Here is a 7,203-nt window from a genome sequence, read left to right as displayed (position 1 = left end):
GCCTCTCAGGGTGGCTAGTTCCGTCCCCGTCTCCAAATCCCACAGTTTCAGGGTTTTATCATCCGATGCCGAGACCGCTCGTTTCCCGTCCGGGGCGATCACTACTGCATTTACATCGTCACTATGCCCGGTGAGGGTAGCCAGTTCCGTCCCCGTCTCCAAATCCCACAGTTTCAGGGTGTTATCATCCGATGCCGAGACGGCTCGTTTCCCGTCCGGGGCGATCGCTACTGCATTTACCCAGCTACTATGCCCGGTGAGGGTGCGAATTAGTGGCCCGCCGGGAGGAGTGAGATTAGCTGTGAGAGGACAAAACCAGGGTTTTCCACGCCATTGTTTTCCCTGTTCCAGTAAAGCCACAATTTCTGGATTCTCAAAGGACAGCAACCGCCCCAGAAGTTGCTCCGCTAGTTTGGTTGTATCCGAGGCTAAAACATGAGCCGATAGCCGCAACGTCCCCGCGATTAATTGCAGGGTTTCCGTCTGTTCCGGGTTCAGCAAGACATCCGAACTCATCGCCAAATTGTAATCTTCTATTAACGCTTGCACCCCGCACTCCGCCAGTTTTGCCTGCATAAAGTCAAAATCCGTCAGCAATTGGTGCAGCCGTGCAGTTTTGGAGGCACGCCACAAACTTCCGGGCAAGGTTTCTAACAGCCACCGTCCGTCTTCTCTCGGTATTTTAGCTAATCGGTCTTTGAGTTCACCCATTGTTCAACTTAGGACTGGTAACGTTAACCAAGGTTAGAGGAATATCATGCAATACATTTTCAAAGTCTCTCTCCCCTTCTGGGGATTTAGGGTGAGGGCAATGTTTTAAGTGACTTCCCAACAAGCTGTATCCCCCCAACTTCTGGAAAAAAGACGAGCTTTTTGGGGTTAATCCTGACCATAAAGCATTTCCCATGATTTATCCGCAATTTGCTCTTGTATCGGTGCCACCCAAGATTCAACCTCCTCCACGATATCCTGACGATAGAGGAAATCGTTAAAGCTCTTGTGGTAAATACTGTACAGTGGTTTTTCACCCGGTTTCCTTTGAATGCGGAGAAACTGCGACCACTCATCGAGTATCCCCTGCACCGTCAGGGAAATTTCTCCCGCCAATTGCGACAGTAACCGACAAGAAATCGGCTTATTGGTTTTAGTTAAAAAGTAGATAATCTTCAGCTTGGTTATCGGTAACGGCTTGGTAACCATTCCCATACGCCGCCAATGTTGCTCATAATATTGTTCCAAACCCTTGGGCAAATTTGCCAAGTTCAAATCCGCATATCTCCCCTTCTCAATGTCATCGAGAATATACTTTAAATACATGAAATTGCTTTCGCTATTCTCTGCCAAAAAGTCGATAAATTCCGCCTCTGTCACTCCTTGGGCAGTCAGCCAGCGTTGGATAGGTTCCCGTTGACAGCGATACCGAATAAACCGTCGGATATCTTCTAAATTTGCTTGATAATATTTATCGGACATCATATCAAACTCCTGCTGTGGTGCCGACACTACCAAAGGTAACAACTCCGGGCGTTTGGTGAGGATAAAATAAACCCCCCTGGGTAAATTTTCGGGCAGATAAAGCACATTTGCCCTCGAATTTTGGGTGCTTAAATCTACTTCATCCAAGGCATCCACCGCAATCACTAAACGGTCAGTTTTGGCGGCAGCTTCCGTTAATAACTTGCTTAAAAAATTGCCATTGCGGGTATTATCAGGATGCAGGGGTAAGTCATAACCTAACCCATACCTTGTCATCAGTTGCTCGCAAATATTTTTCAGGAAATCTTCCGTGCTGGTGCGGTTTTCTGACAGGATATTAAAATAAGCCAAACATCCCGTTTGCTGCACATATCGCGCTAACAAGGCGCTCTTACCCACGCCGGGGTCGGCTTCTATGATAAAATAACCATTGGCTTGTCTTCGGCAAAATTCCTCAATGGCATTAAAGACGAATTCCCTCCCCAAAAACTCCTGGGTTTTTTCCTCAATAAAAGCCGCAAAATCTGCGGGAACGGCGGCAGTCCCTTTTAAGGTTTTCAGCAATTGATTAAACCGTTCATCTAACCCCTGACAAGAGGCGATAAATGTATCCACACCCTCATCAATTCTCCCCCGAATTTGCTGGAGTTCCTGGTCGATATTCCCCACTTTCCCGCTAATGTCGGTCAGAATATCGTGGGTTAAGGTATTAAAAACTACCTGATTATATTTTATTTCTAAGCGGAAATAATGCACTAATCCGGGTAAATATAAGTTGCGAAATGTGTTCAGCAACACGGGGGGCGCTTCCCTTAGCCACTGGTGTTCGGCTTCTAGCCGCTGCATCAATTTAGTCCGAATTGCCTCCAGTTCACTGCCTTGCCAACTTCCCTCACTGCCTTGGGGCTGTTCCCCTTCAACGATTATTAATATTTGTTGACCATCCTGCTTAATCTGGGCAATTCGTGCTATAATTTCCGGTGTTTTCTGACAGCAGTCACAAATATCATTTAGGATGCGCTCATGGGCTGTTAGCAGTGCTTTTTCAATGTCATGATTACGTTCCCCAGCCTTACGCTGCGCCCACTTATGACATTCTGAACCGACGACTCCCAACCCAGCACTAGCAAATAGTGACAACATCTCAACAATCATGGTTTTACACCCCATCCCACACATCGGAGTTATTAATTCACATTGTAGCGGATTTCCCCCACCCAGTCAACGGCACGGCGACTAGATTATTGACAATCCCCCACCTGGGAAAAAGGGGGTTTTTGATGGTATAATTGGGGGTAGGTAAATATCAGTAGGGTGCGTGATAACCGGGATTTATGGGGGGAATATAAACACCATTTCCTCGGACGCACGGCGACTAATTACTGACCATCAATTACTAGGAATAAAGGGGGTTTCCGGGTGTGATTATCGGCGGCGGGAACGACTCCGGGAACGAGACCGACTCCCGGAACTAGACCGACTCCGGGTAACTGTAGAAGGAAGACTTCTATAGTTGGCTTTGACCCGCCTTTGGCGATAAAGAATAATTGTCTCGGGTTCTTCGGGTTCGATTTCTTCTGCTACCATTGAGGATGAGGTGGCTGATTGTTCGGTTTCCACGGGGTCTACTTCCAAGGTGGCGCGGATATCTCGGGCGAGATTAAATGCCAATTGCTTGAGGGCGGGTTCTTGGCTGTGGTTCAATAATTCGGCAGCTTTGCTGAAGTCGGCGGCGGCTTTTTCCAGGTGGTCGAGTTGATAATGAATTAACCCCCTATCTAAGTAGGCATTGGCTCGATTTGGGTCTAGGTCGATCGCTTTATTGTAATCGGTCAAAGCCTCTTCAAACCTCCCTAATTGCAGGTATTCTTCCCCGCGAAAATAGTATGGTTCAGGGCTTGACGAATTCACCCGAATTGCTGTAGTATAATTGGAGAGGGCTGATTGGTGGCTGTCCATGGCTGCGTAGGCAAAACCTCGATTTAGGTAAGCCTCCATCAGGGCGGGATTCAGTTCTACAGCCTGACTGAGAGTGACGATCGCAGCACTATAATTCCCGGCTTGGATTTTCTCCATGCCCCGATTGTTCAATTCTACCGCCTGGTGCGATCGCATGACATATTGGCTCACCACCGCCAGATTGTCCCGATATCCTTTCAGTTTCCCCTGGGCTTCTGCAAAGGTGGAGGAGTGCTGGGGGATGCTTTCCAATTGGGCGATCGTCTGCTGCCATTTGCGTTGCGCCTCTTCCCAAACCGCAGGGGGGTGGGGAGGGTTTTGCACGAGTTGCGAGGCGGACATGGCTCGCGTGATGGCTTCCTGGTAATTTTGGCGGGCTTTTTGTTCGGGTTCCAGCTTTTGTTGAACAACCTGTAACTGGGAACGTAAAAAAGTCAGTTCTTCCAACTCCGACTGTCTGGGAAATTTCGGGGCATTTTCTAGGCGTGCGATCGCCCCTTGTAGGTGGTCATGAGCCGCAGAAAGACTATCGTAACCGGAGAGGGTTTCCACCGCCCCCACCGAGTCTGTCAACAGTCGGGCTTGTGCGATCGCCTCCTGCTGCTGTTGTTTCACCCAGACCCCTGCACCGGCGACGATGGCGATCGCGATCGATACACCCAAAACAGTTCGGTTTGCCATGATATGATACCCCTACTATATGTCAATCCTACCATATCGGTTGTCCAGTAAGTCCCACCCCGAAATTGGGTAGAAAATCGACCGCCATTAATGATGGGGAAATCATGATTAATTGGATATATGATGGATTTGGTGCGTCAGTGACCCGACGAATCTTACCCAACTATCATCAATAATGGCTAAAGTCTCCCAAGAAGAACTAATTAAAGCAGCGATCGCAGGGGTTGCCGTGATCACCTTTCCCACAGACACAGTACCCGCCTTAGCAGCCCGTCCAGACAAGGCTGAAGCCATTTTTCAGACCAAACAACGCCCCCCCGATAAACCATTAATTTTGATGGGGGCTACAGCCGAAAGTCTATGGCAGTTTGTAGATAGCCTAGCCTGGGAATTAGAATGCTGGCAGCAAATCGCCCGTCAGTATTGGCCAGGAGCCTTAACCCTAGTGTTACCAGCATCTTCAGCAGTTCCCCCAGCCGTTAATCCCACCGATCCAACCACCATTGGTTTACGGGTTCCTAAGTGTGAAATTGCCCTAGAAATCCTCAAACGTACTGGCCCACTGGCTACCACTAGCGCTAATCTTTCGGGACAACCACCCCTATTAACCACGGCTGATATAGATAGGCAGTTTCCAGAAGTTCTGACCTTAAAGGACGCTCCCCCAGAGTCAGGGTCTGCCATTCCCTCAACAGTAGTGCGGTGGACAAAAAACGGAGATTGGGAAATACTGAGGAGGGGTGGGGTAGAGTTTGTCAGCCCCTTGCCCAAATCCAGATTTAAATAGCATATATCAACCAGCCAGAGTATGTCACAATTCAAGGGGGAGTGCTGTTGTTAGACTGATCTCAACTAATCGTGACAAACTCATGGGCTGGAATGAATTTATCTATTTGGGTGCAGGGCTGGGACTGGGTTGGTGGCTAGGTCAGCGCCAACTTTCCGGGGGGGGAATGAAACTCATGACCCCAAAACCGCCTTTGGCGAAAACTTCCCGATCGCCATTACCAGAGTCGGGGACCGGAGAATTGGATGCTATTAGCGATCCACAGGTGGCAGCCTTAGCCGAAAAATTGCAGCAGACGCGATTGGCTTATCATTTAGCCGTAGAAATGGCTCAGTTTAAGGCGGGTTTTTTAGCCCGTACCTCCCACGAGTTGCGATCGCCCCTAAATAGCATCATCGGCTTTTTACAGTTAATCCTTGCCGACCTATGCGAAAATCCACAAGAGGAAAGGGATTTTATCCAACAAGCCCATGATGCCACCCTGCGGATGGTAGCGTTAATGGATGAGGTGATTATGGTCGCTAAAACCGAATATGGTAGCCAACAGATGAACCTGCAACCCCTGAAACTGGCTGAAATGTTGGCGGAGGTGGAACAACTCACCCACTTACAAGCCGCTAACCGCAGCATCCGCCTATCAATTATTCCCCCCGATCCGCAGGTATATGTAATTGGCGATCGCCCTCGCCTCAAGCAAGTTTTACTCAGTCTGGTCGATGGTGCGATCGCTGGGATGGAGTCTGGGAAGGTCCAAGTTTCCACCCACGTCGCCTCAGAGTCTGGCTATGTTCACATTTGGATTGATGACCAACGCCCCATCAGCGCCTGGAGTGAGTCCTGGGATTTACTCGAGTCTACCCTAAAATCCCCAGCCAGCAACAGCACCAACATTGACCCAACTGATATAGCCCTTTCGCCGGGGATGCGTCTATTAATGAATCAGACCCTATTGGGGTTGATGAATGGGCGCTTAGACGTGGTAGCAGTGCCGCCAGATTCAGAAAACAGAAATTTCACCCGCACTCAATGTTCCCTTCCCCTGGGCTGATTTTTAGCAATTACAGCTTAATGCGATCGCGATCGTTGGCGGGGGGGATGGGCTATCGGTGATTGAGGGACTCAACTGAGAAGAGTGCCGCCAATCATACCAGCCAGCAAAATCCAACCGATGATCACATTATCACGGAACATTTTGCCGTAAATCTCCCGAGAAATCTCTGGGTTTCGCAGTTGCCAATACTGACGCGCCCATAGAATCACCACTATAGCTAAAGCCAGCCAAGAAACAGGGTGCAGGTGCATTTGTAAGTCTACCCCCAACATCAAAGCCGCTGTACCCAGGAAAAATAAACCCACCGCATTCGGTGCAAAGTCCCCAAAAAATAGGGCGCTGGAGTTGATGCCCAATCGGCGATCGTCTTCGCGATCGCTCATAGCATAAACCGTATCAAACCCCAAGGTCCATAATACCGTCGCCCCCCATAGTAAACCCGTAGAGGCTTCTAGGCTACCATTGGCAGCACTCCAGCTAATTAAAACCGCAAATCCCCAGGCGATCGACAAAACCAATTGAGGGACTGGAAACACCCGTTTAGCTAAGGGATAGCAGATAATCACCGGAACCGCCGCCACAGACAACCAGAAACTGAGGGGATTAAGATATAGCGCCAACCCGAAAGCACAAGCAAACGCCACCAACCCCACCACAACACCAGTTTTAATCGTGAGGGCGCGACTCGCCAAGGGACGGTTACGGGTTCTTTCCACTTCCGGGTCAATGTTTCTATCCCATAAATCATTGACCACACAGCCAGCCGCACTGGTGGCTAGGCTACCAAAGACAATCACCAAAATCAGAGTTAAAGGCGGGGTTCCCCCTGTCGCTAAAAATATCGCCCATAGGGCTGGAATCATTAAGATTAACCGTCCGGCTGGCTTATCCCACCGCAGCAGACGGACAACACTGATCCAGGTAGGTTGTGGTTGATTCGCTTCTGTCACCATTATTATTTAAACCGCTCCAAAGCCAATTTTAATTAACATCGGGTAAATATTCCCTATCAAATATAATTGAAGCCTTGAAGGTTGTCTCCGCGTTGCTACAGTTGGGAGTATTGACCCGGAACTTGATGCGATCGCCTTTTGAGATATGTTGAGTATTTGTTCCGGATTTCTCCGTGTTCCAGTGCTTTATTTGTTCAGGCGGCTTGCTCACGTAAAACTCCTGGGAGGGTTGGAAGCTCCGTGATTGATCACGGAGAGGAAAACCGACTCAAGCGGCTGACCGCCGCCAGCACCCC

6 protein-coding genes are annotated in these 7,203 nt (G+C 49.2%); 2 read left to right on the top strand and 4 right to left on the bottom strand.

All coding sequences use genetic code 11. From position 1 onward, the window contains the following. From P5683_RS21285 to P5683_RS21275, 3 genes are all read right to left on the bottom strand, one after another. The coding region (locus P5683_RS21285; RefSeq protein ID WP_315644995.1) for a WD40 repeat domain-containing protein at positions 1-711 on the bottom strand (711 nt) is incomplete at its 3' end. 168 nt (positions 712-879) lie between these two features. Beyond that, positions 880-2,631, bottom strand: a complete 1,752-nt coding sequence (locus P5683_RS21280) for an AAA family ATPase (RefSeq protein ID WP_315641015.1) — start codon at positions 2,629-2,631, stop codon at positions 880-882. Between the two features lie 270 nt (positions 2,632-2,901). Further along, positions 2,902-4,116 carry a tetratricopeptide repeat protein gene (locus tag P5683_RS21275; protein WP_315641016.1) on the bottom strand — a complete coding sequence of 405 codons (1,215 nt, stop codon included), beginning with the start codon at positions 4,114-4,116 and terminating at the stop codon, positions 2,902-2,904. Between the two features lie 175 nt (positions 4,117-4,291). Here P5683_RS21275 and P5683_RS21270 point away from each other — a divergent pair, with 175 nt between their 5' ends. After that, positions 4,292-4,903, top strand: a complete 612-nt coding sequence (locus P5683_RS21270; protein ID WP_006622554.1) for an L-threonylcarbamoyladenylate synthase — start codon at positions 4,292-4,294, stop codon at positions 4,901-4,903. Positions 4,904-4,985: 82 nt separating this feature from the next. Then, positions 4,986-5,951, top strand: coding sequence for a HAMP domain-containing sensor histidine kinase (locus tag P5683_RS21265; RefSeq protein WP_315641017.1), 966 nt, complete (start codon positions 4,986-4,988; stop codon positions 5,949-5,951). Positions 5,952-6,022: 71 nt separating this feature from the next. Here the strand turns inward: P5683_RS21265 and P5683_RS21260 are convergent, their stop codons facing one another. Next, entirely contained in the window at positions 6,023-6,907 is an 885-nt protein-coding gene (locus P5683_RS21260) for a 4-hydroxybenzoate solanesyltransferase (protein ID WP_006622556.1), read from the bottom strand. Positions 6,908-7,203 lie beyond the last annotated feature (296 nt).

This window comes from Limnospira sp. PMC 1279.21, from assembly GCF_032349615.1.
GTDB lineage: Bacteria > Cyanobacteriota > Cyanobacteriia > Cyanobacteriales > Microcoleaceae > Limnospira > Limnospira fusiformis.
This window is presented reverse-complemented; position numbering and strand designations above follow the sequence as displayed.